The organism is Embleya sp. NPDC001921, assembly GCF_053594475.1.
This window is the reverse complement of sequence record NZ_JBSFEO010000013.1, coordinates 112,482-138,905: the sequence shown is the minus strand read 5'-3', so window position 1 is coordinate 138,905 and position 26,424 is coordinate 112,482. Positions and strand designations below refer to the sequence as shown.

The window sequence follows — 26,424 nt, the reverse complement described above, 5'->3', positions numbered from 1 at the left end:
GTGACGGCCCGCGTCGGGTTCCTTGTGTAAAGGTTTTCTTGTGGATCTTGGGTTGCGTGCTCGCGTGTACCTGGTGACCGGCGCGAGCCGGGGCTTGGGGTTGGCCGCCGCGACGGTATTGGTCGCCGAGGGCGCCCGGGTGGTGATCTCCGGCCGTGACGCCGGTGCCGCGCGGACCGCCGCGCTGCGCCTGGGAGGCGCCGCGAGCGTGGTGGGCGTGGGCGCCGACAACGCCGATCCGAAGACTCCCGGCCGTTTGGTCGAGGCGGCGGTAGCGGCCTTCGGACGGATCGACGGAGCATTGCTGAGCGGTCCCTCTCCGCGGTCGGGAACTCTCGGCGAGGTGACCGATGAGGATTGGCGGGTCGGGTTCGAGGGCGTATTCCTCGGTGCCCTGCGGCTCGCTCGGGAAGTGGCCGGGTGCGCCGGGCCGGGTGGGTCGATCGCGTTCGTGCTGTCGACGGCCGCCCGCGGCCCCATTCCGTGGCTGGCGGTTTCGTCCGGGTTGCGGCCGGGGCTGGCCATGGCCGCCAAGGTCCTGGCCGACGAAGTGGGCCCGAAGGGCATCCGGGTCAACGGTCTGCTCCCTGGGCGCATGGCGACCGAGGGTCTGCGGGATCTGGACGCCGAGAAGGCCGGTACGACGGAGCGGGTTCGAACGCGCATTCCGCTGGGCCGGGATGGCACGCCCGAGGAGTTCGCGCGGGTGGCCGCGTTCGTGCTTTCGCCTGCGGCGTCCTACGTCTCGGGGGCTCTCATCCCGATCGACGGCGGTGCCGCCAGGGCGCTGTGATCACGTGTTCTCCTGCCAGAGCACCGGGCAGTACTCGGGATCCGTGTAGTCCGGAGTGCCCTCGATGGTCTTGCGGACCAGGGTGTCGTGGCTGTAGACGACGCGGCTGCCGTCGCGTTTGCGGACATCGCGCCACCGGTTCGAGGCGTCCTGGAAGCGGACGGTGACGACCCGGCGCGGGTGGCGCATCCGGTTCGCGCTGCTGCCGTGGTAGGTGCGGCAGTGGTGGAAGCTGACCCGCCCCTTGGGGATGGCGAGTCGGACTTCGCGAATCTCGGCCCGGTTGAAGCGGGCGGTCGCTTCGAGAGCTTCGTCCAGGATCCGGGCGGGCCGGTCGGCGAAGTGCAGGGTCACATCGTCCGTGGGAGCCGGCGGAAGTTCCCGCCAGCGGTGACTGCCGTCGACGACGGTGAGCGTGCCGTAGTCCTCCCCGCAGTCGTGCAAGGGGATGAACGCGGTCATCAGTTCGTCGGAGGTGCACGTCTGCCAGTGGTGGCGGTCCGTGTGCCAGGGCACGACGCCGGTCGGGTTGTCGGGGTTGGGGGGTTTGAGGATCAGTGTGCTGCTCCACAGGCGGATCTGGGTGGTTGCGGCCAGGCGAGCGGCGACCGCCGCGATGAGTGGCTTGCACAGGATCCGGCGGATCTCGTCGCTCTCGTAGCAGATGTAGTCGTTGTGCCGTTGCACCGCGTCCCCGTCGGCCGCCGTCCAGTAGGACGAGGAAGGGAGCCGCACGGGCAACCTGCGGTCCCGGTGGCCGGCGTAGAAGCGTTCGACGGCCGCGCCGACACGGTCGATCTCTTCGTCGTCCAGTAGCGGTTCGGACAGATACCAGCCGCGGTTGCGGTAGTGCTCGACATCCGCCGCGGACGGCAGGAGGTCTTGCTCCTCCTGGGAGAGCTGGCTCAACGGTCCCACCTCGAGGCTCGATCTCCGGTCCCCTGATCCAACAGCTTCCAATGAGTCGCGGGTGGCCGCCGGCTCCGAGGGCTGTTCGGGTGCCACGGCCGGTGCTCCTCGTCGTTCCCCGGCTCGATCCGGGGTGGGACTCGTGGATGAGAACGTGCGTCATCGAGGTCGGTGCTTCCTTTCCGGAAGTGCCGGCGCCGGGCATTGCCCGTAGCGTGCCTGTCGTGGGTAATCGGATGTGCGCGCCTGATCCGCCGAGGCCGGAGACCGCATTGTTCGACCCGGAGCGGGATCTGTCCCCCGGTTCGGAGGCCGGGCAGCGCTGGGCGGCACGGATGCGCCGTGCCCATCGGGAGGTTCTCCGAAGGGTGGACGTCCCCGCCGGTCCCGTGCTGCCCGGCATCGTCGCCCTGAACCCGGACGCCGAGCGGCAACTGGGCGACGACGTCCTGGAGTTGTGCGCCGGCCTGGAACGCGTCATCGCACGCTACCGGAGCGATCCGCACCTGCGGGCGTTTCTCGACGCCCCCGACTCCGTGCGCGCGTGGGTGCTGCGCGACGATGCGCCCGCTCACCAGCGCATCGATTCCTGCCGCCTCGACCTGCAGGGCACGAGCGCGGGGCGGGTGCGTGTCCTGGAGGTCAACTCCAACCCCGGCGGGGTCTTCGTCGGGGCGGTCAACCGTGCATGGCGACAGGCACCCGGCATCGGGGAAGTCCTCGCCGAATGGGGTACGGCCGTCTTCCCCTTCGAAGAAAAGGGCTGGCCGCTGAACCGGATCCTGGCACTGGGGGACGAACGCTCGCTGCCCGCCGACCAACTGCGTCGAATCGCCCTGCTGCATCCGCCCGCCGAGGCCATGGGCGACCAGGAGTTCGCCGAGCTGCACGAGTTGCGGCGGCAGGCCCGGGCAGCGGGGCTGGGCGTGGTCATGACGACCCCTTCGATGTTGCGTCGTGCCGACGGAATCCGGCTCGGCTACCTCCGGTGCCACCCACACCGTCTGGCCGAAGACATCCGGGAGTGGGGGCAGTTCTGCGGCGATGTGGTCTCCGGCCGTCTCGTGATCCCCAACTCCTTCGCCCAGCGTTGGCTCGTGGACAACAAGCTGAGTCTCGCTGTACTGTCCGACCCCCGGTTCCGAGACCTCTTCAGCGACACGGAGCATCGGGCGCTGAGAGCCCTGGTCCCCTTCAGCCGCAAGCTCGGCGACGGCATCGACGTCACCGAGGCACGCTCGTCCCGAGGCGACCTGGTGATCAAGGCCCCGTTCTCCTCCATGGGGAAAAGCGTCTACATCGGACGGCAACACTCGATACGGGAATGGGCCGACCTTCTGCGGGCCCATCCCGGCTGGCTCGTCCAGGAGTACGTCGCCGCATGTCCCGTCACCACGACGGGCGGCTCACTCGTCCGTGACCTGGGTGTCCATGTCGCGGACGGGCACATCGCCGGCTACACCTCCCGAGTCCACCGGACCCTGCCCATCAACGTCGCGCGCGGCGCGAGGGTCCAGGCCGTGTTCGCCAACGCCGTCCACTGAGCGGGTGAAGGCCAACAGCCGTTCCCACGCGTCCTCGCACACGTCCTGCCAACCCGGCAGCGACCGGTCGAAGAACGAGTGCGGAGCCCCCTCGTAGACATGGGCCCGGTATGGCTTGGCACACTCGTCCAGGCGTGCCATCAGGTGGTCGTACCGGCTGCGGGAAGTCTCCTGGTCCTCACCGGCCAACAGCATCAGCAGCGGCCTGGAAATGTCGGAAACCACCGGCTCGACCAGCTCGGGCAGGCCATAGAAGCCGATCGCCCCGGCGAGATCGAGACCACTGGCAGCCAGCCGCCACGAGTGTCCACCGCCGAAACAGAACCCCAGAGTGAAGACCTGCCCGGAGAACGACCGCATCGCTTCGGCCACATCGGCTTCGACATGCTCGGGGCGTACCCGGGGCAGGTGATCACGCCAGTCGAACGACGAACCGGTGCTGTCGGCAGTCCTTCCGTAGTAGTCGATGGCCATCGCCGTGAAACCCGTCTGGCCCAATCGCCGGACGAGATCCTCGTAGAAAGGGTGCAGGCCACGCACGTCCGGCAGGACAACCACGCCGCGGCCGCTCGGCACCTCGGGAAGCGCCGCATAGGCCCGCACCGCGGACAGTTCGACGGGCCCGTGTGCGATCACGTTCCCGGCATTCGCAGGAACGGGCACACGACCGTCTTCTCGGTGACACACGCTCCATCCTCTCCCATGACACCCGGATGTGTACTGTGTGTAACTAACCACAACCTAACGTGATACCGGGAGCCGCCATGCCCATGCTGCTGATCAGGGGAAAGTTCAAGGTGGAAGGGGGCGCCAAACCGGATGGCGACACCCTCCCCTTCATCCCGGACAACGTGGCCGACTGGAAGCTCGTGCCCGGGGACGGGCAGGTCGTGCCGAAGGCCGACGGCCGCGCGAGCATCCGGCTCGAAGGAATCGACGCCTTGGAGACCCACTACGGCGAGAAGCCGCACGTGGAGCATCAGCCGCTGGGTCTCGCCCACGAGGCCGCGGACGAGCTGCTGAAGTTCCTCGGCTTCGACACCGTTCTCCGGGACGACGACGAGACCGTCGCCACCACGCCGGACATCGTTCCCGGCTGGATCCTCACCCGGGGCGCCGACACCTTCGGCCGCTGCGTGGCCTTCGTCGGCAAGGGCACCCCGCCGGTATACAGCGGCTACTGGACCGGCGTCGACGACGACCTGCTGAAGCGGACCGCCAACCACCGCCTGCTCCTGCTCGGCCTGGCCTACCCGACCTTCTACTCCGGCCTGCCCGTGTACCTGCGCGAACTCCTCACCGACGCCTCGGAGAAGGCGAGGGCGTCCGCGAAGGGCGTGTGGAAGGTCGACAAGACCCTCGACGGGGCGCAGATCACCGGAATGACATCGCTCACGGACGATACGACCGGCGCGGTGATCCTCCCGAAGCTGTTCCGCCGCTTGAAGGACTACCTGGACTTCAAGGGCACCGACTCGTCACTGGCCTGCTTCCGCGCCTTCCTGGCCGGGGCCGCGGACGACGAGTACCGCCTCCTCTCGGAGCCCGAGAAGCTCCACAGAGGCCTGCACCACATCGTCGAGGTCACCGCCGACAACACCGTGAAGATGACCCGCCCGGCCAGGGAGATCATCTTCACGGAGAAATGAGCAGGAACCCGTCGGGGCTCGCGGCCCCGGCGGGTCCGCTCGTGACCCGACTCGGTAACGGGTGCCCGGGTAACGGGTGTCCATGGGAGAGGTGGGCATCAAGCGGGCGGCTACCGACCGTGGGTTGGTGCGGCGTGGTTCGCCGCACCCGGACGGAATGGTTCATCCGCGTACGAGCCGCCGCGAGGGCGATCGGGTCAGGTGGCCGCGCGGTAGGCGATCAGCCACCCGGTTCCGAGGTGGTCGCCGCGCCGGGTGAAGGCGGCCGTACCGCGTCGTCCGGCGGAGGGGTCGTCGTCGAGGGGGTGCGGGTACGGGAGTGTCGTGGTGTCGCCGCTGTGGGTGTGGGTGGTGAAGGCGGCGCCGTCCCACAGGTGGATGACGGCGCCCGGGGGCGCGGTGGTGATGGTGGCGCGAGTCGGGGCGGCTTCGAGTGCGGTGTGGGTGGTGCGGCCGTTGAGCAGGGCCGTGTACTGGTCGGGTTCGAGACGGCAGTCGTCGGGGGCTCGGCCCGCCGGCCAGTCGGGGGCGGTGATGCCGCGGGCGGTGGCGGCCTTCCACATGCGCGGCACGGCCTCGGTGGTGTGCGGGGGTGTGGCCATCTGTTCGCACATCCACAGCAGGCGGCCCGCTCCGCGGCCGGGGCCCAGGGAGCGCCATCGCACGCGGCGGCCCAGGTCGGCGGCGACCACGACCGCCCACGGGTGAAGGGTGGCGCAGGTGCCCTGGGCGCCGAGCCAGGCGAGGTAGCGTTCGGCCTCGTCCAGGACGGGTGTCAGGTTGTCGGTGGGGATGCCGGCGACGACGCGGGAGGTTCGGCGGAACAGGTGGGGGCTGGCGGCGACGAGCATGAGGGCGGCTCGGGCGAGGTCTCCCGGTTCGAGGGAGGGTTTGGAGGCGAGTCCGGTGCGGGGCGGGGCCCATGCTCCGATGTCGTCGACGAAACCGCGGGCGTGCAGGACGCGCAGGACGGCGATTTCGGCGTGTTCGTTGGTGGGGGCCTGTTCGAGTCCGGGCAGCAGGGACGCGGCCAGGGCGATGAGGAGGTCTTCCGCGTCGTCCGCCCCGTCGGGGACCGGTAGTGCGGCGACGGCCCGGCGTAGTTGGTCGGCGACGGTGGCGGCCACCATCATGCGGCAGGTGAGCCGGCCCAGGTCGGTGGCGGTGAGGGCGTCGTCGCCGAGGGGCCCCGGTTCTCGTCGCAGGAAGTCGGCGTCGGTGAGGAAGTCGAGGGCGTCGCCGAGGAGGTCGGGGTCTTCGTCGCCTTGGTGGTGGGCGAGGGTCTGCACCCACCAGGCGTCGGCTTCGCGGACGGTGCGGACGCGCTCTTGGACCACTTCCGCGAGGACCTGGTCGGGGAGGCTGTTGCGGATTTGGGAGCGGACGGTGTAGCCGGCGGCCAGGCGGGCCTGCCAGACCGGGCGTTCGGTTTCCTCGGTGAGGAGGTAGGCCCATCCTTCGGTCTCACCGGCTCCGACGCGGCCGGCCCGTCCGAACATCTGTTGGACCATGGAGACTTCGATGCGGTCCATGCCGACCTGGGTGTCGCGGACGACGACGGCGCGGGCGGGGAGGTTGACGCCGGCGGCGACGGTGGAGGTGGCGACGAGTACGTCGATGTCGCGGTTGCGGAAGGCGCGTTCGGCGTCGCGTTTGTGGGGCCAGTCGCGGTAGTGCAGGCCGACGCCGGCTCTGCGGCACAGGTCGTGGACGCGGTCGGTGTCGTCGACGTCCACGCCGGTGGTCCGTTCGCCCCGGCTCGCGGCGATGGCCAGGGCGGTGGCACGGACGTTGCGTTTGCTGCCGCAGAACACCAGGACGCTGCCCCCGTCCTGGGCGACGCTCTCGGTGAGGCGGGTCGCGGCGCGGGTTCTGGACAGTTGTCGGGCGGACCGGTCGGCGGCGAGGGGGATCATCGGGAGTTGCCAGACGAGTCGGGTCGGCCGCCATGTCACCTTGACCAGGGTCGCGCCCAGCCACCGGGCGATCTCGTCGGCGTTGGAGACGGTGGCCGACAGGCCCACGATGCGCACCTGGTCGGCGACTTCGCGGACGCGGGCCAGGAGGGCTTCGAGGATGGGGCCGCGGACGGGATCCCCCAGGAGGTGGATCTCGTCGACGATCAGGCAGCCGACCTCGGCGAGGACGTCGCGCAGGGATGCGGTGCGGCAGACGGCCTCGAATTTCTCGGTGGTGGACACCCACACGTCCGCCTCCCTGATGGCCCGGACGTCGGTGGCGTACTCGCCGGACAGGCGGGCGACGCGCAGTCCGTGTCGGCGCCACGGTTCCAGGTCGCGGTCGAGTTCGTCGGTGAGCGAGCGCTGGGGGACCAACCACACGGCCTTGCGTCCGCGTTCGTGGGTGTGCAGGGCGGCGACCATGCCGATCGGTGTCTTGCCGGCCCCGGTGGGCGCGACGATCAGGACGTGGCCGACCTCGTCGTCCAGGACCGCGGGGACGGCCTGGATCTGGGCCGGGTTGAACGTGGGGTGCGGCAGAAGCGCAGTCCATGCGGCGGGCACGAGTTCGCCCACCGGCATCGGGGCGGGCACACCGTCGGGGTCCTGGGGTGCGAGGCCTTCCCACGCAGCCTCGAACACGTCGCGGGCCGCGTGCGCGCCCGGACCGAGCACCGGCGGATGGTCGCCGCCGAACGCGGCGGAGACCGGGGAGGGTTGGGCGAGCGCGACCGGCTCGCCGAGCGTGCCGTCGTCGCCGAGGGTGCTCACCGTTTCGGCTTCCACCCAGTACGGCACGGATCGACACTGTGCGCCGCGCCCACGCAGGTGTTCGCGCAGCGGTTCGTACTCGTCGCCTTCGGGGACGATCACGCGCACGTCGGCGTCGGAGGTGACGTGCGCGGGCAGTCGCCATCGCGGATCGGTGACCTTGCACCAGTGCAGTCGCCGCGTTTCCGCGGGCGCGGTCGACGGCAGGTCCGCGGGCCACACGCCCGGCCGGTCCAGGCGGCGGGTCGCGGGCTGCGGCACGCGTACGCCGCGAGCGGCGACGGGCGCGGCGACGGGCGCGGCACCGGCGTGGTCGCCGCGCGGCCCGGGCAGCCGCACGTCCGGCCCGCCCGACCCGGGAGCGGGGTCGACGCGGGGAGGGAACCCCGTCGGGGGGTTCGCCGGTTTCGTCAGGTCACGTGTGCCGATCCCCAATTCCTGCAGAGTGCTCACACTGGGGCACGTCGGGCAGACGACGGCGATGTACCGCCTGAGGGCGCCCTTCGTGTCGACGAACGGCTTCCGGAGGGTGTGCGTGACACTCGTGCACCGGGGGCAGCGGAACTCGACGGGGCCCTCGTGGTACCAACCCGGTTCGTGCATCCGCGCGGGCAGTGCGCTCGTCACGACCGTGACGCCCCAGTGCCGTTCGATCACACGCGCCACGGTCGAGTCCCCGTCGGTCGCGTCGTCGGGGCCTTCGGGAGGCGTGCCGGACGAGTCGTCCGGCACGGTGGTCGCGGTCGACGAGGCGTCCGCCTGGAGCGCGAGGTGGCGCCGCTCGTTGTGGTTGCTCACCCTGGGGTCGCCGTTGGTGCCCACGCAGGGATCCCCGACCGCGGCGTCACAGTAGGGGCAGGCGACCGCGGCCCTGATCCGCTCGCGATACTCCTGGAGGGCCTTGCCTTTTCGGCTGCGGACCGGCGCCGTTGCGCGGACCGGAGCGGGCCCCGCGTCCGCCGGCCGGTGGGCGGCGCACCAACCGTTGTCCACCGGTACCAGCGCCCGGCATTGTTGCCCCCGGGTCGTGGTGCCCGGGCATCGCTGGACGTCTCCCGCATCGGTAAGTGATGTCACGAACACATCATGGAGCAATCGCAGTTCGGCTCCCTCGCCGGGCGGGCCGCATCGTCGCCGCGAGGCGCGAGGGCGACAGGAACACGCCCCGCGCACCGCCACCCCACAGGCATGGGCTTGTGTGGCCTGTCCGTACATCCGACCTGACCGCCGCGACGAGGTCAGTCGGAGTGCGTCGCCGCCTCCCAGGCCTCGAGGATCGCGATCGGGACGCGCCCGCGGTCCGGCACGTCGTAGCCGTTCGCCCTGGCCCAGGTACGGATGGTGCTCGTGCTGACGGACGACCAGGTGTTCAGGGCGGTGACCGGTACGCGACCGCGGAGCCGGGACGGGGTGAAGGCGGGCCCGTTGTCGAGGAGGTCTCGGGGGAACAGCGGGACGCGCAGCGTCCCGCCGAGGACGTCGACGAGAAACGCCGTCACCGACCCGCGGTACGTGAACCAGGGGGCGCTCAGACGTTCGGTGACGGCGACCCTCCACCGGTCGGGGTCGTCTCGGGGCCGGGTGTCCCAGAACAGGTGGTGCCCGTTCCCGGTGACGCCCGCCGCGAGGAGATCCTCGGTCGCGCACGGAAGCGCCCCGGAACGACGCGCGTCGACGGTCCGGCCCTCGTCGAGCTGCGCGCGCAGACGCGCGGGCATGGGGCCGGTCAGGTCGACCCACTCGCTGAGGGCACCAGGCCGGTACAGGGTGAGGAAGTCGCAGAATTCGCCGGGCCCGTAAACGGCCACGAGTTCCTTGTAGTCCCGGGGCAGGCTCAGGCCCAGCTCGCCCTCGGCGAGGGACCAGTCGGGCGCCGGCGGAACGACGGCGGGAGGCGGGCACAGCGCGGTCAGAGCGGCGAGGTCGGTGCGAGGGGTCACCGGACCAGTACATCGCGAACGTGCCGCTCCCGGGCCCCTCCCCGACGCCGATCGGACGTCAGCCGGTGCACCGGCGACGGACCGTGTCGTCGTCGAACGTGAGCCACGTGTCGTCGCCGAGGACCGACGCGCGCGCCGTCACGTCAGACCGGCGTGGTCGCGGGCACCATCCGCTTCGTCGCTCCGTCGACGGCGAACGACTTCAGGTGGGTGACCGTGCTGTCCGGCTTGGTGCGGTCGGCGACCTTGTACCAGTCCATCTGCACGCGTGCGGCGGTCACGTCCAGCACGCCGCAGCCGTTGGATTCGGCTTCGCCCCATTGCAGGTGCGGGTTCAGCTCGAGGATCGCGGCGACGATCTGCGCGCCCACTCCGTCGGGGTACAGCGTGCCGAAGGGCGTCGAGGTAACCGACGTCATCACGAACTGCGATGCGATCGGCGCCCCTCCACCGGGCGCCGGGACCTCGCCGGCCCACGAGGAGTGCAGGTCGCCGGTCAGGAAGACGGTGTTGCGTTTGTCGTGGTTGCGCAGGTGGGTGAACAACTCGCTTTGTTCGGCCCGGTAGCCGTCCCACTGGTCGGGGTTGACGGTCACGGGCGCCTCGGGACGTCCGCTGGGCAGCCACCACGGCGCGACCATGACGGAGCCGGCGATCAGATTCCAGGCGGCCGTACCGCGCGCGAGGCCGTCCTTGAGCCGGCCCATCTGGTCGCGGCCGGTGAGGGTGCGCGCTCGGTCGTCGAGGCCGGCGGTGTCGGTCGGCGCGACCTGCCGGGAGCGGAAGCTGCGCAGATCGAGCATGTTCAGGTCGGCGAGGGTGCCGAAGGACAGGCAACGCTGCGTGGAACCGGGCACCGCCCGGCGTACGGGCAGCCATTCGAAGTACGCCTGTTTCGCCGCCGCGACGCGGTCCGCCCAACTCCCGTCGGAGGCCGGATCGTGCTCATCCGCGCCCCCGGACCACCATCCGCTGCATACATCGTGGTCGTCCCACGTGGCGATGATCGGTGCTGCGGCGTGCATCGCCTGCAGGTCGGGGTCCGTGCGGTACCGGCCGTGCCGGGCGCGGTAGTCGGCCAGCGTGCGGCACGCGGCGGCCGGCTCCATGGTGCGGACGTCGCCCGGCCTGGTCGCGAACTCGTAGATGTAGTCCCCGAGGTGGATCACCGCGTCGAGATCGCCGCGCCGTGCGAGGTGCCGGTAGCCGGCGAAGTGGCCGTTGGCGTAGTTGACGCACGACGCGATACCGAAGCGCAGGCCCGCGACCTGTTGCCGGGCGGCCGGCGCGGTCCTGGTGCGCCCCACCGGCGAGCTGTCGTGGGCGGTTCGGAAGCGGAAGTGGTAGGTGGTGCCGGGGCGCAGGCCGCGCACATCGACGTGGACGGTGTGGTCACGGTCGGGGCCGGTGCGGGTCCGACCGGCACGCACCGGGTGCCGAAAGTCGCGATCGAGGGCGACCTCCCAGAACACGAGGCCGGCCGGGCCGCGCCGCGAACCCGGGTGGCAGTCGGGGTCGGGGGTGACGCGGGTCCAGATGACGACCCCGTCGGGCACAGGGTCACCGGACGCGACGCCGTGCAGGAACGACGACCCCCGCGCGACGCCCACCGCCTCGGCGGCCTGTGCTGCGGGGGCCGCGGCGATACCGACGGCCGCCGCGCCGGAGGCGGCGGTGATGCGGACGAAGTCGCGGCGGTGCAGGGGAGTTCCAGTCATGCGTTCCTCCGAAGGTGTGGCACGGCCGGGTGGGACCGGGTCGCGGCAAGGGGGTTGAGACACGTGCTTCGACTGGGAAGGGGCAGGAGTGGAGCCCGGGTTGCCCATGCGGCACAACGAGATGACATCGAGGCTGGGCACATCGAGGCTGGGCACACCCGGGCACCGGATCAGGAATCGACCGAACGCTCGGCGAAGGAAACGGAGTCGACCGTGTCGAGGACGACGTGTACGACGGCGAGGCGGTATGCGCCGCCCTCTCGACGAACCACGGCCCGCACGATGCCGCTCGCCACCGCCGAAGGCAGTTGTCCGACCGTCTGCGTGACGTGGAGGTACGAGGTGATCGAGACGTCCTGGCCCGTCTCGCCGTCGACGTGGATGTTGGTGCCGTGGTGGCGCAGCGGATACGGGCTGGCGAGGCGGTGTTCCTTCTGCCACGCCAACACCTTGTCGCGCCCGCGGTTGTCCGAGGCGATGAAGGCTTCGTAGGGATGCTTGCCGGTGTCGGTACGGGAGGTGAACCACGTGTCCTGTGTGAACATCCGCGGCCAGATGTCGAACTGTCCCTCGTCGTAGACGTACCACCAGCGATGCATGAGTTCGTGGACTGCGAGGCGGTCGTGCATGATCGTCCCTCTCCTTGTTTCCGGGGTCGAGTTGCCGTGAGAACGTCGTGAAGATGTCGCCGCGGATAGTGGGGTACGACTCACCGCCGCCGGCAACGATCGCGTACCGTGCGTCGGCCGGCGGTGGGACCGGACGCCCGCTCCGATTCCTCAGCCGGTCAGGGCGAGTTCACCGGGCAAATACGTGCCGTCGTTGACCTGGACCACGCCCGTGACCTTCGATGACGCGATCACCGCGACGGTGGCCTGCGCATAGACCCAGTAGGGGAGTTCGCGCGAGAGGATCCGTTGGACCTCGGTGTACGCCTGCCGGCGCACATCCTCGTCCTGGCTGGTCCGCGCTCGGGTCAATGCCGCGTCGATCTCGGGACTGCGCAGGCCGGCGTAGTTCTGGGGGCTCTGGGAGTGCACGAGGTTGTGGAGGTTGGGTTCCGGGTGCGCCCACCATTGTTGGGACAGGGTCGCCTGGAAGTCGCGTTGGATGCCGTACCGCGTGGCGTAGGCGGAGTAGTCCAGGCTCTCGATGGTCATCCGGACGCCGCGAAACTGGTTGAGCCGGCTCTGGAAGTACTCCGCGACCTGCATCGAGCTGCGGGCCTGGGGAACGAGGTACCCGAAGTTCATCGGTTTGCCCTCGGCCGCGAGTTGGTCGAACAGGCGCTGTGCCTCCGCCTTGTCGGGTCCTGGCTGGTCCGCGCCGGGGGAGACGAACGGGCTCTGGGACGGCGAGAGCCCGAGCGCCGGCACGTATCCGTTGCGCAGGGTCTTCGCCATGTCGGCCGGGTCGAGGGCGAGGGCGACGGCACGACGCGCTCGTGGATCGTCGAACGGGGGGCGGGTGGTGTTGAACGTGACGAACTGCCCACCCCCCGAAACGACTTCGTCGACCTCGAGCTTCTCGGTCCGTGCCCGTTCGATGTTCGCGCCGTTGGACGAGTTCAACAGTTGTGCCCGGCCGGATACGACATTGGCGAGTTGTTGGCTCTCCTCCGCGACCACGTCGAAGGTGATGCTGTCCAGGTACGGGCGGGCGGGTCCGCCCCAGTACGTCGGGTTCTTGACCATCGTCATCCGGCTGCCGCGAACCCATTTCCGGAGCTTGAACGGGCCGGCGCCGACGGGCTTGGCGCCGAAACCCTTCGGGTCCGCGCGGTATGCGGTCGGCGAGACGATCCAGTTGAGTTCCTGGGCGATCACCCGGTCGAAGAAGGTGTTGGGCGCGGGCAGTGTCACCGTGAGGGTGAGCGGGTCGGCCACGGTCAGGGTCAATCCCGACGCCGCGAGCATGCGATAGGACCGAACGGCGGGATCCGCCTGGGTCTGCCAACTGAACTTCACCGCCTCCGCGTCGAAGGCGGAGCCGTCGGTGAAGGTGACCCCGGGACGTACCTTGACCGTCCATTCGGACGGATTGCCCGGCGTCATGGCGACGGACTCGGCCAGTTGCGGTCGCATCGTGCCGCTCTTGGCGTCGATGTACACGAGGCCGTCGTAGAGGGCGTCCAGGCGCGGCGAGTCGGCCACCGCGGATTTGAGCGCCGTGAACGGGTCGAGGGTCGCCGCGTCCTGGAGAGTGTCCATGACGATGCTGCCGCCGGATCGCGGCGGGCCGCCGGCCGCCCGCTTCTCCTCGCCACCGGATCCGCAACCGGCGACGAGCGCGGTGGCGGCGGTCACGGCGGCCCAGAACCGTGCGCGGTTGCGGGAGCCTGGGGCGGGAGTCCGGGGGGTGACTCCGGTGCGTCTCCTGAACACGAGCTTCCTCTCGTCGGAAGGGAACACGGCGGCATCGGGCCGTCACGGGATGTCGCATCGTCGGCAGCGCGCGCAGCGGCGCGTATTCGGGCGGCCGGATCGGAATCGGATGTTCCGGATCGTCGGCACCGGGGATCGCGCATCGAGTGTGGACCGAACAATTGCGATAGTCCAGTACACGAATCCCACGACGTCGCCCGGCGCATCGAATTTGCGTAGTCGTTACTCAATATGTGCTCGCCAAGGTGGCCCGGCGGCATCCACGGATGGCGCGGCCGCCGAGGCGCCTCCGCCTCGCAGCGTGGGCGGACGAGGCGGAAACCGTCGACGGTGAACGTCTCCTCTTCGCGGGCGATCCGTGCCCCGGTCAACGCCTCGGCAGGGACCGCCGGGTGTCGCACAGGCCTTGGCAGGACCTGTCGAAGGGGACGCCGTCCATCGGCCGCGGTGGGACCGACCGGTGGGTGGGGCGGGGGTGGCCGGGCGGGGTGTTCAGCCGGTGAGTCGTTCCCACAGGTCGGGTTCGCCCCCGCCGGTCGTGAGGGCGCCCAGGAGTCGGGCCCAGGATTCCTCGTCGCCGTACTCGTCGCGCCAGGCCCACAGCCGGGTGGTGAGGGGGTGCAGGCGGTACTCGCGGGTGACGCCCATCGCCCCGTGGAGTTGGTGGGCGAGCCTGGCTACGGTGTCGGTGGCCTCCGCGGCGACGACGCGGGCGACCGCCGCGGCGGCGAGCAGGGTTTCGGGGCCCGCGGGGCCGGCGTGCAGGTCCACGGCGCGGTCGACGGCGGCGTTCACCTGGAGCCCGGTGACCTTCATGGTCGCGAGAGAGGCGGCCACGGCGGGGATGTCGATGAGGGGACGCCCGAACTGCCGGCGTTCCTTCACGTATGAGCGCGTCATTTCGTATGCTCCCGCGCACGCTCCCGCCAGGGCCGCGGCGCGCAGCATGGCGATCCGGGCCCGGATCACGTCCGCGTCGGGTGCCCCGGCGAGGTCGACGAGGGGGGTGTCACCCGGGTCGACCGCGTCGCGCGGTTCCCCGGCCAGGTTGGCCCCCTCCCCTACCTCGACCCGCCGCCCGGCGAGGTCGGCGTACCGGACCACGTCGTCCGGGCCGACCACGACCAGGCCGGCCGCGCGGCGGCCCCAGGGCACGGCCGGGTACGGGCCGCCCGCCCCGGGAACGCCGCCGAAGACCACCACGAGGGGCCCGCCCGCGGGCAACGGCCTGCCGGCGCGGGTCAACGTCCAGGCGGCCACGGCGTGTTCGGCGACCGGTACGGACGCCGCCCGGTGGGCGAACCGGCCCACCACGGTGACCAGGTCGGCGAGGTCGCCGCCGGAACCGCCGTCGCCCTCGGGGACGCCGATGGTGTGCAGGCCCAGGCCGACGACATCGTCCCACAGCCGGTCGGGGTCGTTGAGCGCGGCGGTGATGTCGTCGACGAGGTCGCGCAATGCGGCGTGGACGTCTTTCACGTGCGGGTCTCCTGCTTGGCGATCAGGGACAGCAGCACGTCGGCGGCGCCCCCTCGGATGGTGAAACCCGGCGAGGCGAGCAGCGCCTGGTCGAACGCGGCCCGCAGTGCCGGGTCCGGGATGCGCCGGCACACTCGGCGCGCGAAGTCGACCACGTCGTTCTCGAAGGCGTTGCCGAGGTACTTGAGCGTGGCGGCCTCGACCGTCGACGCCCGGCCCTCGTCCACCTGGCGGGCGACCTGGAGGGCGAGCCGACGCAACGTGGCCAGGCGCGCGGTGCGCCTCCCGAGGTCGATGCGCAGGTCACGCGCGTGCGGGGGGTCGCCCGCGAGGGCCTCCACGCACCGGGCCAGCAGCGGATACGTCGACAGGACGCGTTCGGGGCCGCCGCGTTCGAACGACAGTTGCTCCACGACCTGGCGCCAGCCCTCGCCGACCGTCCCGAGCAGGCGGTGGGCGGGGACGTGGACGTCGGTGAAGGTGATCTCGTTGAAGTGGTGCTCGCCCGCGAGGTCGACGATGGGGGTGACCTCGATGCCGGCGGTGTCCATGTCGACGACGAACTCGGTGAGGCCGTGATGCCTGCGTTCGCCGCGCGCGGTGCGTGCGAGCAGGTAGATGTGGGTGGCGTGATGGGCGCCGGTGGTCCACATCTTGCGGCCGTTGACCGTCCATCCACCGGGCACCGCCTCGGCCGTGGTACGGACGGCGGCGAGGTCGGATCCGGCGTCGGGTTCGCTCATGCCCAGACAGAGGACGGCCTCGGCGCGGGCGATGAGCGGCAGGATCTCGGCGCGCAGCTCCGGGCTGCCGTACCGCAGGACGGCGGGGCCGATCTGGCGTTCGCCGATCCAGTGCGCGGCCACCGGCGCGCCGGCGCGCAGGAGTTCCTCGGTGACCGCGAGCCGGGCGACCTGGCCCAGGCCTGCGCCGTACTCGGTGGGCCAGGCGAGGCCGAGCAGGCCGCGGCGGGCGAGTTCGCGGCTGAAGTCGGGGGCGAAGCCGCGCATCCAGTTGTCGCTGCGCGGGGTGTAGCGGCCCTGGACGCGCCATTGGGTGGTGAGGTCGCGGACCCGCCGGCGCAGGTCCGCGACGGCGGTGCCGGTCGCGGGGCGGCCGTTCGCCGCGGCGGTGGTCTCGCGTTCGCGTGTCGTGGCCATCTCACTTCCCCGTGTAGTCGCCGGGGCGGCGGGTGCGGAAGGCGTCCATCGCCTCGTGGGAGTCGGCCGTGGAGGTCATCACGGCCTGGTGGGAGGAGATCAGGTCCAGCGCGGTGCGCAGGTCCTGGCGTTCGCCCGCGCGTACGGCGCGCTTGATCAGTTGCACGGCCAGCGGCGGGCGGGCGGCGAGCTTGAGGGCGAATCGGCGTGCCTCGCCCTGGAGTTGGTCGTCGGGATGGACGGCGCTGACCAGGCCGAGGGCGAGCGCTTCCGGGGCTTCGACGAAGTCGGCGGTCCACAGCAGGCGCAGGGCGGTGGCGGTGCCGACGATGCGGGGCAGGTACCAGCAGCCGCCGTCGCCGGGTACGAGGCCGACGCGGACGTAGCCCTCACAGAAGCGGGCCGATTCGCCCGCGATCCGGATGTCGGCCATCAGCGCCATGTCCATTCCCGCGCCGACGGCCGCGCCGGCCACGACCGCGAGATAGGGCTTGGTCAGTGCCTCCGCGGCGAAGGCCACCTGGTGGATGCGGGACATGAGTTGCTTCTCCGCCAGGGGGGTGCGCTCGCGCTCGGCGAAGGCGTCCAGGTCCACCCCCGAACAGAAGGTGTCTGCGGCGCCGGTGACGACGACCACCCGCACTTCGGGGTCGGCCTCGGCCTTGCGCAGGGCCTCGGCCCAGGCGTCCACCATCTCCAGGGTGAAGGCGTTCTTGTGGTGCGGGCGGTCGAGGGTGATGGTGGCGATGTGGTCGGCGTGGGAGTAGTCGAGTTCGGCGGGGCTGCTCATCGAGTCCTCGGGTTCGGGGGGTTCGCGGGTTCGGGCCGGGTTCGCGGGTTCGGTCGCACGGGTTGCGGCGGGGGGTTGCGTTCAGGGCACGATCGCGGCGCGGACGACGTCGCGGTGGTCGGCGGCCCGGAACGCTTCGTTGACGGCGTCCAGGGGGAAGACGGTGCTTTCGGTGAACCGCTTGGGCAGGCGGTCGTGCACGGTCTCGAGGAAGTGCAGGCTCTTCCCCAGCGCGGAGGGTTCGTACAGGGACACGCCGATGACGCTCTTGTTGGTCATCGTCAGTCGGGACGGGTCGGCCTCGTAGGTGCGCTTGGCGCTGATGTTGCCGACGCTGAGGTAGCGGCCGAAGCGGCCGAGCATGCGGATGCCCTCGTCGACGACGGCCGGTGATCCGACGAGTTCGACCACGACGTCGGCGCCGCCGTCGGTGAGCGCCTGGATCTTCTTGATCCGGGATCGCGCGTCGGTCGCGACGGTGATGTCGACGGTGGCGTCGGCGCCCATCTCCCGGGCGAGTTCGAGGCGTTCGGCGACGGCGTCGAGGACGATCACGGTGCGGGCGCCGCGGGCCTTGGCCAGGGCGGTGGCGTACAGGCCCAGGCCGCCGGCGCCCTGGACGACGACGGTCTCGCCGAAGCCCAGTTGTGCGCGGTCGAGGCTGTACATCACCTGCGACAGGGCGCAGTTGGCTCCGGAGACGACCTCGTCGGAGAGCGTGTCGGGCACCGTGTACAGCAGCGCGCCGGGCGGCAGGACGAAGTAGTCGCCGAACGCGCCGACGTAGTAGGGCGGTTCGGCGGCACTGGTGAGCATGGCCATGCGCAGCCGGGTGCATCCGGCGCTGCGTCCGGAGACGCAGTACCGGCAGACGTGGCAGGCGAAGAAGTACGGGAAGACGACGCGCGTCCCCGGTTCCAGGGGTGTGCCGTCGGTGTCGCGGCCGGTGCCCTCGCCGAGGGCGGCGACGCGTCCGACCATCTCGTGCCCGAGGACGGTGGGGAGTTTGCCGCCGAGGCCGCGGGTGTCGAAGTTGCCGTGCCAGGCGTGCAGGTCGCTGCCGCAGACGTTGGCACGGGTGACCCGGATCAGGATCTCGCCGGGGAGGATCCCGCGACCGGCGAGCGAGACCTCCTGGATCTCGAACGGCTGCTCGGGTGCGTCGAACCGGGCGATGCGTCCTTCGAACATTGGGGTGATCCGCCTCTCGATGCTCGGCGTGCTATCTATGTACATGGAATAGATCATTGACCTGAGAAATCGTCAAGGGTCACCATCCCGCCCCGCCGCCCCCACCATCGGGAGGACTTTTCATGCCGCCGACCATCTACCTCGACGGACGCTTTTGCGACTCCTCGTCCCCGGCCACCGTCCCGGTGATCGACCCGACCACCGAACAGGTCTACGACCACGTCCCGCGAGGCACCGCCCGGGACGCGGACGCTGCCGTGATGGCCGCCCGCCGTGCGGCGGACACCTGGGCGGCGACCCCGCAGTCCGAGCGCATCGCCCTCGTGCGCGGGCTCCGGGACACGCTCACCGCCCGCGCCGACGAGCTGACCTCGGCCGTCGTGCGCGATGTCGGCACCCCGGTACGCATGGCCCGTCCGTTGCAGACGATGCTGCCGATCGGCGCCGTGGCCGACTTCCTCGCCGCGGCGGAGGGCATCGAGGAACCCCATGAGGTCGCGAACTCGCTGGTGCACCGCCGGCCCGTCGGCGTGGTCGTGGCCGTCACCCCCTGGAACTATCCACTGCTCCAGATCGTGGCCAAGGTCGTGCCCGCGCTGCTGAGCGGCTCGACCGTCGTCCTCAAGCCGAGCGAGGTCGCCCCGCTGGTCCCCCACCTGCTCGCCGAGGCGGTGGACGCGGCCGGCTTCCCGCCCGGGGTGTTCAATCTCGTCTCCGGCCTCGGCCTCGAGATCGGCGACGCGCTGGTACGTCATCCCGAGGTGGACATGGTCTCCTTCACCGGCTCCACGGCGGCCGGCCTCGCCGTGCACGCCGCGGCCGGGCTCAAGCGCGTGCAGCTCGAACTCGGCGGCAAGTCGGCCTCGTTGGTATTGCCGGGCGCCGACGCGGTCGCGGCCGCGCGGGCGACCGTGAACAGTTGCCTCCTCAACTCCGGCCAGACCTGCCTCGCGCAGACCCGCCTGCTGGTGCACCGTTCGCTCTACGTCGAGGCGGTGGAGGCGGCCACCGCGACCGCCGCCCGCTTCACCCTCGGCGATCCCGCCGACCCGGCCACCAGGCAGGGACCGCTGATCTCGGCCGCCCAGCGCGACCGCGTCCGGGCATTCATCGAGCGCGCCGCCGCCGACGGCGCCCGACTCACCGTCGGCGGCGCGCACGCGCCGGACGGCCTCGCGCGCGGGTTCTTCGTGCGCCCGACCGTGTTCGCCGACGTCGCGCCGGAGTCGGTACTCGGGCAGGAGGAGGTCTTCGGACCCGTCCTGGCCATCACGCCCTACGACGACGTGGACGAAGGCGTGCGGATCGCCAACGGCACCCGATACGGCCTCTCCGGCGCGGTGTGGGGCCCGGACCGGGAGAGCGCCGCCGCCGTGGCGCTTCGGCTGCGGACCGGGCAGGTCGACGTCAACGGCGGGCGCTTCCACACCGCCGCCCCCTTCGGCGGCGTGAAGTCCTCCGGACGCGGCCGCGAGTTCGGCCGCGCGGGGTTGGAGGAGTACTACGAACTGCAGTCGCTCCAACTGTGACGGCGCCAGGCCCCGGCGGGTCGGGCGCGGCCGGCGCCCGGGCCGCGAGACCTCAGTACGTCCACTCGACCGGGCGGCCCATCAGGTCCGGGTATCGGCGACGCCAATACCGCTCGGCCTCCTCGAGGTGTTCGCGCATCGCCGCTTCCGCGGCGTCCGGATCGCCCGTCCGCAGAGCCGCCACAATGACCTCGTGGGCGGCCGCGACGGCGGCCTGTTTGCGTGCCGAATAGGTCACGCCCACCCGCACGCCGTCCGCCAGCGCCTTGAGCGAACTGGCGAACACGTCCAGCACGACACTGCGCGCCGCCTCCGCGACCACGGCGTGGAACCGCTGGTTCTGGGCGGCGAACACCTGCTGGTCGCCGGGGTTCTCCCGCAGCAGGCGCACCGTCTCGTCGAGTTCGACCACCTGCTCCGGAGTGATCCGCTCCGCCGCCCGCCGGGCGAGCATCGGCTCCAACGCGCGACGGGCGTCCGCGACGTCGCCGAAGGAGGCGCCCTCGATCTGGAGCAGGAGACTGAGCGACTCCCCCAGGCTCTCCTTGCGCGGGTGTCGTACGATCGGCCCCCCTCCCGGACCGCTCTTGAGCGTGATCAGGCCGCGGGCCTCCAGCAGTCGCAGCGCCTCGCGCACGGTCGGGCGGCCGGCCTCGTAGCGCAGCATCATCTCCTGCTCGTTGGGCAGGCGGTCGCCCTCACGGAGCGCGCCGGTGAGGATCGGCCGCGCCAAGACCTGCGCCAGCCGTTGCGACGCCTTGGGCCCACGCCACGACCTGTCCTCGATGTTCGTGCTCATACCTGCCCGTTCCCCGGCGAACACCGGCAGCGCATCCGACTCGACCTATTCCTGTACAGGAAAGCGTACCGGGCTGCGTCACCTGTCTCCCGGGCCGATCTCGAACGATCCGGGGTGGCACGTCGGGCCGACGAATGGCAAGCTTTCGCGTAACAGCAACGCAAAATTGATAGCCTCGGAAACCGACGGCTTCACCCGCATGACCTCGGTCACACGGTCGATCCCGTTGACCTCGTCTTCCCGTCGTCCTACTGTGCCGGGAACCACCGCCCCGACGGGCTGCTCCCAAGGCAACGCACCGCTCCGGGGTGCGCAAGAACCCCGAACCGAACGAACCCGTCGACCCGAACCCGCGGGTCGAGGTCCTGCCCGCGTCGGCGATCCTCCCCCTCCGGGATCGATCTCTCTCGGCCGGCCCCGCGCGCTCGGCCGGCCCCGCGCACCGAGTCGGGCGATTCGCTCCACCCGACGAGGGGACGCGTCACGCGGGCGGAATTTGTGTACGGAATAAGTATTCGCAGGCGGCCACCGAGCGTCGCGCCGCCCGGAAGGGAAACCACACGATGAGCCCGACCCTGACACAGCTCAACGACATCCTGCGACCGGTGGCACCGCCCAAGGTCTTGGAGGGTGTGTACACCGACGACCAGCACGGACGGATCCTCGACGTCCTCAAGCAGCACGGCCCGTGGCCGACGATCGTCGCCCAGACCTTCGACTCGATCGAGGAACTGGTCGCCACCTCCAGCGGCCCGGACAACGACCAGGTCCTGAACCTCACGCTCGACGACATCGCCGGCGCCCACTTCCGCGGGTTCTTCGCCCAGAACTCCACAGTGCTGTACCCCGAGTTGGAGGACTGCTTCTACAACTCCCGTTTCCTGGACCTGGCGAAGGCGTACTGGGGCGGCGAGTACGCCCGCCCCACGATGATGCTGTTCAACCTGTGCGGCCCGCACCACAGCACACTCACCTCGCACCTGGACGCGGTCACCTTCCGCGGCATCCGCTACGAGAACTCCCCCACGTGGCTGATGAACGTCATGGGGCGCTCGGGCCTGTTCACCGACCACCTGGTGAAGATGGCCCAGGTCATCACGTGGTGGTACCTCGGCGAGAACGGCACCTTCACCTACTGGCCCGACGGGCCGCACGGCGAGCCCAAGCGCCTGGACCACCCCCTGTGGAACAAGGGCGTGGTCGTGCAGAACGAGGCGATGTTCCACCGCGGCGACCCGGTGGGCCGCCCCGACGAGCGCGACACACCCGGCCTGAAGAACCGCTCGCTCCTGGGCTGGGACGCCTCCCGCGACGACTGGGCGATCACCACCGACGGCGAGGCGATCCGCCGCTACCGGCCCGAGGAGATGCGCCTGCTCGTCCACTGGAACGCCGAGGTCTACGCGGACCACGACGAACTGAGGAAGAACATGGACCACTCCGACGACCTCACCCACGACATCGTCTTCGAACGCCTCCTGGCGGACCTGCGAGCCCGGGGAGTCGAGGTCGCCGAACCCTCGGACCCGATGAACGACAAGGACTTCATCCGCGCCCTCATCGCGACCTACGCGATCGCCCCCACCACCGACTGGGCCACACCGGACACTGTCTGACGCGTCCCGCGGAACGCGCGCCCGTCCGCCCCCTCGTGCGAGGGGCGGACGGGCGCGCGGTGCCGGTTCGACGAGTCGCCTGCTCCCACAACAGAGCGGCCCGCCACCGACGAGCCTTCGCGGCCGGGTGAGCGACATCCCGGCGTCCCGACCGCAGCACCTTCCGTGTCCGCGAAGGTCGGCACGCTCGACTCACACACCCTCGTACCCGCGTCCCTCCCTCGCTGTTGCGCTGTGTGCGCCCACGTCCCGGGAGGCGAACCACCGCGCGAAAGGAATCCCCCATGACCACTCGGGCCGAGGCCGAGCCTCCCGCCACAGAAGCCGGCAACGAAATCGAGGTCGACACCGGTCGGCTCGACGGCGCCTCGCCAGGGCGCGTCGTCGCGGTCGTGGCCGTCGTCATCATGTTCGCCGAGGTGGTGCCCCTGCAGTACGCCATGATCGCGCCCGCGGTCCAGAAGGTGGGCCACACCTGGCCGGAGGTCGGGGACAACCTCACCTGGATGATCATCATCCTGGGCCTGGTCGGCGGAGCGACGACACCGATCGTGAGCAATCTCGCCGACCTGTACGGCAAACGCCGCGTCATGCTGGCGGGCAGCGTCTCCTTCCTCGCCGGGTCCCTGCTGTGCGCGACGACGGACGACTGGACACTGTTCCTGGTCGGCCGGGCCCTGCAGGCGAGTTGCTTCGCCCTGACCGCCATCGCGGTGGGCCTGCTCCGCGACCTGGTGCCCCGCCGGTACGTACCCATCGCGATCGGCGCGCTGGCGACCGGCTTCGGGTTGTCCGGTGTGCTGTCCCCGCTCGTGGGCGGGGCACTGACGGAGGCCTACAGTTGGCGGTCGCTGTTCTGGTTCCTGGTCGTCTACATGCTGGTACTCATCCCCCTCATGGTGTGGCTGGTGCCCGAGAGCAGGGTTCGGGCCCGACAGCAGCTCGACTGGGTCGGAGCGATCCTGATCGGCGCGGGCGCCGCGCTCGTCCTGGTGTACCTGAGCAACGGTCAGAGCTGGGGCTGGGGCAGGCCGTCCGCGTGGGGCTACCTGCTCGCCGGCCTGATGGTACTGGTCGCCTTCTGGGCGTGGGAGACGCGGACGCCGGCGCCGATGATGGACCCGAAGCTGCTGCGGGCTCCCAAGGTCTCGATCGTCCTGGCGATCGGATTCCTGGCGAACGTGGTGATCGGCGGCGCGGGCTTCGCCGTTCCGTACATGGCACAGACCGACGCGGGCGAGATCAGGGACGGCATCCTCGCCGGAGCCGCGGCGCAGGCGCACGCGCCGGTCGAGATGATGCGTCAGGTCATCACGTTCGAGGGCGGGATGCGGTACGCCCTGGGCCTGAGTCTGCTCGGGTACGCCGTGCACATCACCATCGGCATGTCGCTGACCGGCATGGCCGCCGGCCCGCTCGGCGGATGGTGGGGACAACGGTCCGGCCTGCGCGCCCCGCTCGTCGCCGCCATGGCCGTCCTGACCCTGTCGATGGCGTTGCTGGCCGGCTTCCACGGCACCTGGATCGCGGTGATGCTCGTGATGAGCCTCTACGGCGTCGGTATGGGCCTGTACTACGCGGCCGCCAACAACCTCATCGTCGAGGCCGTGCCGAAGGAGTCGTCGGGTATCGGGGCCGGGATGCTCGCCGTCGCGCAGTCGTTCGGCGCGGCCCTGGGCACCGCCGTCGCGACGGCGGTGCTGTCCGCGCACGCCTTCCGCATGACGTCGCCCTCCCCCACCGGGCAGGGCACGGTCGCCACCGAGATACCCCAGGTGTACACCGACTCCGGATGGACCACCGCCCTGTGGGTGTTGGCCGCGGCGGCGCTCGTCGGCACCGTGCTGGCCGTGGTCATGCGCACGGGTCGCACCCCCGCCACCGGGGGCGCGGAAGCCGAGGTTCACTGATCGAGGATCCGCCCACGCCACGACGGCCCGGCTCCGACGACCATACGGCCGCAGTTCGCCGAAACGCCGACGCAGGCACGCCCGCGTCGGCGTTTCGGCGATTCCGCCGGGTCGACCGGTGAATTTCGAGAGACCAGTACACAAATTTGTGACCTCGGACGGTCCGATGTTCGGCGGCGGCTCTGGACAGTTGTCACCCGGGTGGGCATCATTTGCTCGCTGGACAGAGTGTCTATTCAACAACCTCCTTGGTCAGCCGGCGGGATGTATCCCGGCCTCGGCCGACCGCGATCGAGGCACAACACTCCCGGAGGCCCCGCATGCCCACGCCCACCGTCGAAGCCGCGTATCCGCGCCCTCGCGCCGCGGCTCTGCCCCTGCCGCGAACCGCTCGACCCGAGATCCGGCGGCAGTTGGAACAGGCCGACCCGCGCATCGTGTTGATGTCGTTGATCCACCTCACCCGCGACGCACCGCTCCTGGAGGAACTCGCCCCGGCCCTCGCGCCGACGGCACCCAAGACCCAGCGGGCGGACCTTGCCGCCCGCGCCCGCGACCTGCTCACCGAGGCGCTGACCCGCCCCGCCCCGCCGGAGGCCGATCGGCCGCTGCCCGACGAGTTGTTCCAACGCATGGCCTCCGTCTGCGTCGGCGAGGCGGTCGACTTCGAGTTCCTGCCGCTGCTGCGCGAACAGGGCGGTTTCAGCGCTCGCGAGGCCGTACCCGTCCAGGTCCGCGCGAGCCCGCCGAACGGCTTTCACGCGGTGATAATCGGCGCGGGGCTCAGCGGCATGTGCGCGGCCATCAAGCTCGCCGAGGCCGGCTACAGCTACCGCGTCTACGACCGCAACGCGGACGTCGGCGGAACGTGGCTGGCCAACCGCTATCCGGGGATCGGGGTGGACACCCCCAGCCACTTCTACTCCTTCTCCTTCGAGATCAACCCCGACTGGCCGGAGTACTACTCGAACGGCCAGGTGGTGTGGGACTACCTGCGCACCTGCGCCGACGCGTACGGCCTGCGCGAGAACACCAGCTTCGACACCGAGGTCACCGGCGCCCGCTACGACGAGACCACCCGCCGCTGGACCGTCACCAGCCGCGGACCGGACGGTGTCGAACACACGGAGCGGGCCGACGCCGTCATCAGCGCCATCGGGTTCTTCCAGGCCCCGATGCACCCCGACATCCCCGGCCTGGACAAGTTCGCGGGTCCGGTGATCCACACCGCCGCCTGGGACCCCGACGTCGACCTCGCCGGCAAGCGCGTCGCCCTGATCGGCACCGGCGCCAGCGCCATGCAGCTCGGCCCCGCCGTCGTGGACCAAGTCCGTGAACTGACCGTCTTCCAGCGTCAGCCCTCGTGGATCATGCCGCGCCGCGCGGACAGCCTCGTCGTCCCCGACGGCGCCCGCTGGGCCATGCGGCACGTGCCGTTCTACGCCGAGTGGTTCCGCACCCTCACCTACTGGATCACCGCCGACGGCAACTACCCCCGCGTGGTCGTGGACCCCGACTGGACCATGACCGAATCGGTGTCCCAGGCCAACGAGGACGCCCGCCAGTGGCTCCTCTCCTACGCCCGTGAGGAACTCGACGGCCGGCCCGACCTCCTCGCGAAGGCCGTCCCGGCCTATCCGCCGTTCGGCAAGCGGATCCTGCGCGACTGCGACTGGTACCGCATGCTGCGCCGCGACCACGTCCGCCTGGAGACCTCCGCGATCACCCACGCCACCGCCGAGGGCCTGGCCACCGCCGACGGCGAGGTCGTCGAGGCCGACGTCGTCGTCCTGGCCACCGGGTACCACCTCCTGCCCATGCTCGACGGCATCGACATCACCGGCCGCGACAACGTCGCCCTGCGCGACGTCTGGGGCGAGGAGGACCCGCGCGCCCTGCGCGGGGTCACCGTGCCCGGGTTCCCGAACTTCTTCGTCATCGGCGGCCCCAACTCCGCCCCGAACCACGGCGCCGGCGTCAACATCATCAGCGAGACACAGGTCAACTACATCCTCGGCTGCCTGGGCCTCATGCACGCCCGCGGCGCAACCGCCATCGAACCCACCGAACAGGCCCACGACGCCTACAACGAAACCGTCGACCGGGCCCTGGACGGTCTCGTCTGGAGCCACTCCTCCGTCCGCGGCTACTACCGCAACAGTTCCGGCCGCGTGGTCGTCTCCAATCCCTGGCGCCTGGTCGACTACTGGTGGATGACCCGCGCGCCACAGGAGAACGAATACCTCCTCACCTGACCCCGCCCGGCCCGCCCGATGCGTCC

At 70.8% G+C, this 26,424-nt stretch carries 18 protein-coding genes; 6 read left to right on the top strand and 12 right to left on the bottom strand.

Annotation, left to right across the window (positions count from 1 at the left end):
* Positions 1-40 precede the first annotated feature (40 nt).
* Positions 41-793 carry an SDR family oxidoreductase gene (locus tag ACWCPW_RS17725; RefSeq protein WP_449762480.1) on the top strand — a complete coding sequence of 251 codons (753 nt, stop codon included), beginning with the start codon at positions 41-43 and terminating at the stop codon, positions 791-793.
* On the opposite strand, the gene ACWCPW_RS17720 is transcribed toward ACWCPW_RS17725, so the two are convergent.
* Both ACWCPW_RS17720 and ACWCPW_RS17715 read right to left on the bottom strand, forming a co-directional pair.
* Positions 794-1,711: a phytanoyl-CoA dioxygenase family protein gene (locus ACWCPW_RS17720; RefSeq protein WP_449762479.1), complete on the bottom strand. Its 918-nt coding sequence runs from the start codon at positions 1,709-1,711 to the stop codon at positions 794-796.
* A 1,397-nt stretch (positions 1,712-3,108) separates the two neighbouring features.
* Entirely contained in the window at positions 3,109-3,882 is a 774-nt protein-coding gene (locus ACWCPW_RS17715) for a dienelactone hydrolase family protein (protein ID WP_449762478.1), read from the bottom strand.
* Between the two features lie 128 nt (positions 3,883-4,010).
* Here ACWCPW_RS17715 and ACWCPW_RS17710 point away from each other — a divergent pair, with 128 nt between their 5' ends.
* The gene (locus ACWCPW_RS17710; RefSeq protein ID WP_449762477.1) at positions 4,011-4,895 is read left to right on the top strand and encodes a thermonuclease family protein; all 885 of its coding nucleotides are present in this window, start codon (positions 4,011-4,013) and stop codon (positions 4,893-4,895) included.
* Between the two features lie 197 nt (positions 4,896-5,092).
* Here the strand turns inward: ACWCPW_RS17710 and ACWCPW_RS17705 are convergent, their stop codons facing one another.
* The 9 genes from ACWCPW_RS17705 to ACWCPW_RS17665 all read right to left on the bottom strand — a co-directional run bounded on the left by ACWCPW_RS17705 (position 5,093) and on the right by ACWCPW_RS17665 (position 18,289).
* Entirely contained in the window at positions 5,093-8,449 is a 3,357-nt protein-coding gene (locus ACWCPW_RS17705) for a DEAD/DEAH box helicase (RefSeq protein ID WP_449762476.1), read from the bottom strand.
* A 416-nt stretch (positions 8,450-8,865) separates the two neighbouring features.
* A complete protein-coding gene (locus ACWCPW_RS17700) occupies positions 8,866-9,567 on the bottom strand; it encodes an Lsr2 family DNA-binding protein (RefSeq protein WP_449762475.1) in 702 nt (233 codons plus the stop codon).
* Between the two features lie 143 nt (positions 9,568-9,710).
* Positions 9,711-11,285, bottom strand: a complete 1,575-nt coding sequence (locus ACWCPW_RS17695) for an alkaline phosphatase D family protein (RefSeq protein WP_449762474.1) — start codon at positions 11,283-11,285, stop codon at positions 9,711-9,713.
* Positions 11,286-11,455: 170 nt separating this feature from the next.
* Complete coding sequence (locus ACWCPW_RS17690) at positions 11,456-11,914, bottom strand: nuclear transport factor 2 family protein (protein ID WP_449762473.1); 459 nt, start codon at positions 11,912-11,914, stop codon at positions 11,456-11,458.
* A gap of 150 nt (positions 11,915-12,064) precedes the next feature.
* Positions 12,065-13,591, bottom strand: a complete 1,527-nt coding sequence (locus ACWCPW_RS17685; protein WP_449762472.1) for an ABC transporter substrate-binding protein — start codon at positions 13,589-13,591, stop codon at positions 12,065-12,067.
* 570 nt (positions 13,592-14,161) lie between these two features.
* Positions 14,162-15,148 carry an acyl-CoA dehydrogenase family protein gene (locus ACWCPW_RS17680; protein ID WP_449762471.1) on the bottom strand — a complete coding sequence of 329 codons (987 nt, stop codon included), beginning with the start codon at positions 15,146-15,148 and terminating at the stop codon, positions 14,162-14,164.
* Positions 15,145-16,308 carry an acyl-CoA dehydrogenase family protein gene (locus ACWCPW_RS17675; protein WP_449762470.1) on the bottom strand — a complete coding sequence of 388 codons (1,164 nt, stop codon included), beginning with the start codon at positions 16,306-16,308 and terminating at the stop codon, positions 15,145-15,147. Before ACWCPW_RS17675 ends, ACWCPW_RS17680 begins: the two co-directional genes overlap by 4 nt.
* Position 16,309: 1 nt before the next feature.
* Positions 16,310-17,098, bottom strand: a complete 789-nt coding sequence (locus ACWCPW_RS17670; RefSeq protein ID WP_449762469.1) for an enoyl-CoA hydratase/isomerase family protein — start codon at positions 17,096-17,098, stop codon at positions 16,310-16,312.
* Between the two features lie 81 nt (positions 17,099-17,179).
* A complete protein-coding gene (locus ACWCPW_RS17665; RefSeq protein ID WP_449762468.1) occupies positions 17,180-18,289 on the bottom strand; it encodes a zinc-binding dehydrogenase in 1,110 nt (369 codons plus the stop codon).
* Between the two features lie 122 nt (positions 18,290-18,411).
* Here ACWCPW_RS17665 and ACWCPW_RS17660 point away from each other — a divergent pair, with 122 nt between their 5' ends.
* Positions 18,412-19,818, top strand: coding sequence for an aldehyde dehydrogenase family protein (locus ACWCPW_RS17660; RefSeq protein ID WP_449762467.1), 1,407 nt, complete (start codon positions 18,412-18,414; stop codon positions 19,816-19,818).
* Between the two features lie 52 nt (positions 19,819-19,870).
* Here the strand turns inward: ACWCPW_RS17660 and ACWCPW_RS17655 are convergent, their stop codons facing one another.
* Positions 19,871-20,617: a FadR/GntR family transcriptional regulator gene (locus ACWCPW_RS17655; RefSeq protein ID WP_449762466.1), complete on the bottom strand. Its 747-nt coding sequence runs from the start codon at positions 20,615-20,617 to the stop codon at positions 19,871-19,873.
* Positions 20,618-21,180: 563 nt separating this feature from the next.
* On the opposite strand from ACWCPW_RS17655, the gene ACWCPW_RS17650 reads away from it, so the two are divergent.
* From ACWCPW_RS17650 to ACWCPW_RS17640, 3 genes are all read left to right on the top strand, one after another.
* Positions 21,181-22,233 carry a hypothetical protein gene (locus ACWCPW_RS17650; RefSeq protein WP_449762465.1) on the top strand — a complete coding sequence of 351 codons (1,053 nt, stop codon included), beginning with the start codon at positions 21,181-21,183 and terminating at the stop codon, positions 22,231-22,233.
* A 284-nt stretch (positions 22,234-22,517) separates the two neighbouring features.
* Positions 22,518-24,143 carry an MFS transporter gene (locus tag ACWCPW_RS17645; RefSeq protein WP_449762464.1) on the top strand — a complete coding sequence of 542 codons (1,626 nt, stop codon included), beginning with the start codon at positions 22,518-22,520 and terminating at the stop codon, positions 24,141-24,143.
* Positions 24,144-24,463: 320 nt separating this feature from the next.
* Positions 24,464-26,398, top strand: coding sequence for a flavin-containing monooxygenase (locus tag ACWCPW_RS17640; protein WP_449762463.1), 1,935 nt, complete (start codon positions 24,464-24,466; stop codon positions 26,396-26,398).
* The last annotated feature ends 26 nt before the right edge of the window (positions 26,399-26,424 follow it).

Excerpts from the sequence above, each read along its gene's own strand:
- ACWCPW_RS17670 (WP_449762469.1), bottom strand. The coding sequence starts at position 17,098 with ATGAGCAGCCCCGCCGAACTCGACTACTCCCACGCCGACCACATCGCC.
- ACWCPW_RS17675 (WP_449762470.1), bottom strand. The coding sequence starts at position 16,308 with ATGGCCACGACACGCGAACGCGAGACCACCGCCGCGGCGAACGGCCGC.
- ACWCPW_RS17690 (WP_449762473.1), bottom strand. The coding sequence starts at position 11,914 with ATGCACGACCGCCTCGCAGTCCACGAACTCATGCATCGCTGGTGGTAC.
- ACWCPW_RS17650 (WP_449762465.1), top strand. The coding sequence starts at position 21,181 with ATGAGCCCGACCCTGACACAGCTCAACGACATCCTGCGACCGGTGGCA.
- ACWCPW_RS17655 (WP_449762466.1), bottom strand. The coding sequence starts at position 20,617 with ATGAGCACGAACATCGAGGACAGGTCGTGGCGTGGGCCCAAGGCGTCG.
- ACWCPW_RS17665 (WP_449762468.1), bottom strand. The coding sequence starts at position 18,289 with ATGTTCGAAGGACGCATCGCCCGGTTCGACGCACCCGAGCAGCCGTTC.
- ACWCPW_RS17640 (WP_449762463.1), top strand. The coding sequence starts at position 24,464 with ATGCCCACGCCCACCGTCGAAGCCGCGTATCCGCGCCCTCGCGCCGCG.
- ACWCPW_RS17695 (WP_449762474.1), bottom strand. The coding sequence starts at position 11,285 with ATGACTGGAACTCCCCTGCACCGCCGCGACTTCGTCCGCATCACCGCC.
- ACWCPW_RS17710 (WP_449762477.1), top strand. The coding sequence starts at position 4,011 with ATGCCCATGCTGCTGATCAGGGGAAAGTTCAAGGTGGAAGGGGGCGCC.
- ACWCPW_RS17645 (WP_449762464.1), top strand. The coding sequence starts at position 22,518 with ATGACCACTCGGGCCGAGGCCGAGCCTCCCGCCACAGAAGCCGGCAAC.
- ACWCPW_RS17660 (WP_449762467.1), top strand. The coding sequence starts at position 18,412 with ATGCCGCCGACCATCTACCTCGACGGACGCTTTTGCGACTCCTCGTCC.